This window comes from Variovorax sp. WDL1 (genome assembly GCF_001541225.1).
In the GTDB taxonomy this organism is placed as follows: Bacteria; Pseudomonadota; Gammaproteobacteria; order Burkholderiales; family Burkholderiaceae_C; genus Variovorax.
Genome location: NZ_LMTS01000026.1, coordinates 1 through 3,459, shown reverse-complemented (window position 1 = coordinate 3,459; position 3,459 = coordinate 1). Strand labels below are relative to the sequence as shown.

Sequence of the window (3,459 nt, the reverse complement as noted above, 5' to 3'; positions counted from 1 at the left end):
GCGGCGGCGACGGCCATCCAGTGGCTGGGCTCCGAGCAGGGCTTCGAGTTCTTGGTGAGGGTACTGGGCCGTGCCGGCTACGACGTCCTCGTGTCCAGGAAACAGCCGCCCAAGAGCGCCTTCAAAGCTCGAGGCCGCTAAGGGATAGCTGGCGACTATTCTTGCAGCGAGCTGAAAGGCATGGGCGAGGGTGCACGTCATGAACGTGCAGCGGTGGTTGGACAGGTTGGGCAGCCGGACCTCATCCAGGCATCTTCAGCGCGTAATTCACCAGGCCGCCAGCGTTGCTGACGGTCTTTGTCATCCCATCAAGGCTCGTGGGTGCGGAGGAGGGTCTCCCCGGGCACCGCATGCTCCTGCAATCGCAAGTTGCTCGCCTGACTCACAGCCCGGCAGGCCCCCTCGAAGGAGAACGCAGTGCACCCGTGGATAGCTCTTGCCACGGCATCCATTTGAGGGGTTCGCGGGCGCAAATGCGGCGCCGAGCTACGAGGGCGCGGGGGGCTGAGGCGCGAACGGCCGGGCAGGGAGTTTTGGGTCAAGGTGCACCGTATAGCCGTCAGCCCGAAAACCGAAGCCCAGCCAGGAGCCCTCTGCGTTGCAAGCAACGACGTGCCTATCCGTAGGCATGAGCTCCTGCGATACCCCTGCCCACACCGGCTTGACGCCGGCCAATTTCGGCCTCTTCGGCACGTGCGGCCCCAGCAGTTGGAGGCGGGCCTTCCGCACTGCGCTCGAGGCTCGAGGAGTCACCTATTTCGACCCGCAAGTGGAGAGCTGGACGCCCGAGCTCGCGCCCTTGGAAGCATTGCACCTTGCGAACGACCAGTTGGTGGTGTTCGCGGTGACCGAGGAGACGTTTGGGTTCGGCTCCCTGGCAGAAACTGGTTTTCCACTTCACGCGGTGCGCGCGACCAGCGCGCAGCACTTCGTACTTCTGTATATCGCGGAGGACGTCAGCGAGGAGCTGTGGCAGGCATCCCGGCCCAGGCCGAAGCTTCGCGCAGGGCGCGAATACTTGCTCGTGCGCACCTGGACAGGGTCAGCAAGCCGAACGTATTCGTTGCGAAGTCGCTCGAGGACCTTCTGCGCAAGGCCTTGATGCTGGTGGACGCGTTGGAAATCCTAGAGCGGGTGCGCGACTGAAGCGCGGACCCCCGTTTTCCGCCGCCGGAACGTCCCTATACCGAGGCAGGACACCCATCGCTTCGGAAAAGGAATACTCTCTTGATAACCCAACTCACAGCCAGCGGCTTCACCGCTGTCCCGTACTTTGAGACTTCGCTCCTCATGCAGGAGCATCCCAAGGGAATCACGTTTTCGACCAAACGGCCTAATGTCATCGTTGGTCCGAACGGCGCCGGAAAGTCCGCGCTGCTCAAGACTCTGGCGCTCCAGACGCTCTCGTACCAAACAGGTGAGAGCGCTTTCGACGACAACTACACCAGGGGCCTCGACTCGGACGACTACTGGCACCAGGCAGGCTACCGGTGGTCGAGAGACTTCCGTTACCTGAACGGGCTCGAGGTCGCAACCGACGGAGCGCCAGCGCTGTACTACCAGCCAGGCCACATCCCGGGCCACGACAACAGCATCGCCGCATCAATGATGTGCGGGTACTTCGACGAAGCTCGAGCCTACGGCACGCTCATCAAGGACAAATCGTCCGGGCAGCGAAGCCAAGCGTTGCTGGAAAAGCTCAAGGCACTGCTCTCCGGAGACAAACCAACCCTGAGCTACCAGTACGTGAACTGGCATGGCGGCACGCAGCCCCTCGCTGTAGACCGACTCCGCGACGCGTCCGACTGCACGCTCAGAGCCGAGGTGCTCAAGAAGCGATACGGCAACGTCGCCGCCGGCGCGGTGCCCGTCGTCCTGATGGACGAACCGGAGCAGTCGCTCGACGCGAAGGCGGAAGCGCTGCTTTGGCGGCAAATAGCAGATGCCGACATGTCGCGGCTGCAGGTCATCGTTGCGACCCACAGCCTTTACCCAATGATGCACCCAGAGCACTTCCATCTCATCGAGGCGGTGCCTGGCTATGTCGCAGAGGTGCAAAGCCTCCTCTCCTGATTGCAGGCGCCCTGGTCTCATGACCAGGGCGCTTCTCCTTGCAGGTGCTGAGCCAAGAGAAACGCCGAGCACAAGGCCCGGCGTCGAAGAAGGTGTTTTCAGACCTCGTGTTCAGGCGAAGCCGAGGCACGCTCGCTCTCGAGGTGCGGCGTTCCACCGAACGAGCGCAGGTCGTAGATTTGGCGCAGCGTTGCTTCATCCCATGAACGCACGAAGGAGCAGCCAAAGGTCTTGTTGCAGAAAAGCCGACGCTCGACCTTGCCCAGCTCCTCCCACCGGCAGGGCTGGCCGTTGACGTCAGGGACCGCCAGCTTGTTCAGCAGGTAGTCCTCCAGAGCCGACAGGCGTTGCTGGCCGTCCAGCAGGACGTCCGTGAACTTCCGGGCAAACAAAGGCTTCCCGGGTTCCTCGATATAGTCGGCCATGTCGTTGACCAGGTAGGTGCCAACGTCGATGTCCAGCCACAGCGAGGTGATGAACCTGGCCTTCTGCTCCCCGCTCCAGACGAGAGCCCTTTGCCAGTCGGGCAGAGGGTAGCCAAGCACGAACCGGCTGGCCCAGGGGTACAGCTGGCGTTGCTCAGCCTCCTTTGAAGTGAACAGTTCTAGTCGGCCCACCAGCTCGCCGATGGAGCGCGGTGACGTGGATGCGTTGATGGTCGCCCGCGGCATCTTCCGTGCGGGGTCGACGCCTGGCAGGTCGTGTCCGTCGTAGCGATGGAATGGCTTGGCGCTCATGCGGAGGCCCCATTCAAAAGTAGTTTCGTCATGTTTTTCCTTGAGGGCAGTGCCCAGTGGTCCTGCTCCGTGTAGCCAGGTCCAGCGTAGCGCTCAGTGGGCCCGGTGCGGCGCCAGAGCAAACCGCTTAGTTAAAGGCGTACTCGAGCCGGCCAGGTCGATAGCGGCCATTTTCGACGGCGCTGAGGGCGAAGCCGTAGCGGTTCACGAATGCGCGGCTATAGATGTGCAGCATTTCTTCCGCCACAGTGCAATGCGGCCTTTCACATTCGAGCTCGTGAAGCATTCGGTCGATGAGCCTGATACCAACCCCAGACTGGTGGTAGGCGGGCAGCACCCGAACACACCGAAGCTTGGTCTCCTCCTCGCCACGCTTTCCCAATGCCACGCCGACGACGTGGTCCGCTTCCTTTGCGAGCAGGAGGATGTCACTGCCGGCGGCCAGGCCGGGCACGACCTTACCGGCGTACCACCGCTCGAACCCGGGTACAGGGCATCGAGGTCTTTAAGGAAGGGCAGCGCCGCGGCTGCAACGCAGAGGGACTTGGAGCGCTCGAAACGCATGGGCAGGGAGCACGGACAGGTGGACGATGGCCGCTTACGTACGATGCGTATGCGTCTGGCCAAGTCACCTTGCCGCCAAGCGGGC

General features: G+C 62.7%; 3 protein-coding genes. 1 reads left to right on the top strand and 2 read right to left on the bottom strand.

Annotated elements, in window-relative coordinates; all coding sequences use genetic code 11:
* Positions 1-1,227: 1,227 nt before the first annotated feature.
* On the top strand, positions 1,228-2,073 hold the full coding sequence (locus APY03_RS03580) for an AAA family ATPase (protein WP_068673971.1): 846 nt from the start codon (positions 1,228-1,230) through the stop codon (positions 2,071-2,073).
* 98 nt (positions 2,074-2,171) lie between these two features.
* On the opposite strand, the gene APY03_RS03575 is transcribed toward APY03_RS03580, so the two are convergent.
* Complete coding sequence (locus APY03_RS03575; RefSeq protein WP_083944139.1) at positions 2,172-2,810, bottom strand: DUF262 domain-containing protein; 639 nt, start codon at positions 2,808-2,810, stop codon at positions 2,172-2,174.
* Positions 2,811-2,937: 127 nt separating this feature from the next.
* Positions 2,938-3,264, bottom strand: coding sequence for a GNAT family N-acetyltransferase (locus APY03_RS03570; RefSeq protein WP_068673969.1), 327 nt, complete (start codon positions 3,262-3,264; stop codon positions 2,938-2,940).
* Positions 3,265-3,459: the final 195 nt, after the last annotated feature.

Bases quoted from the DNA above. Each gene is read 5' to 3' on its own strand.
- APY03_RS03575 (WP_083944139.1), bottom strand. From the start codon at position 2,810: ATGAGCGCCAAGCCATTCCATCGCTACGACGGACACGACCTGCCAGGC.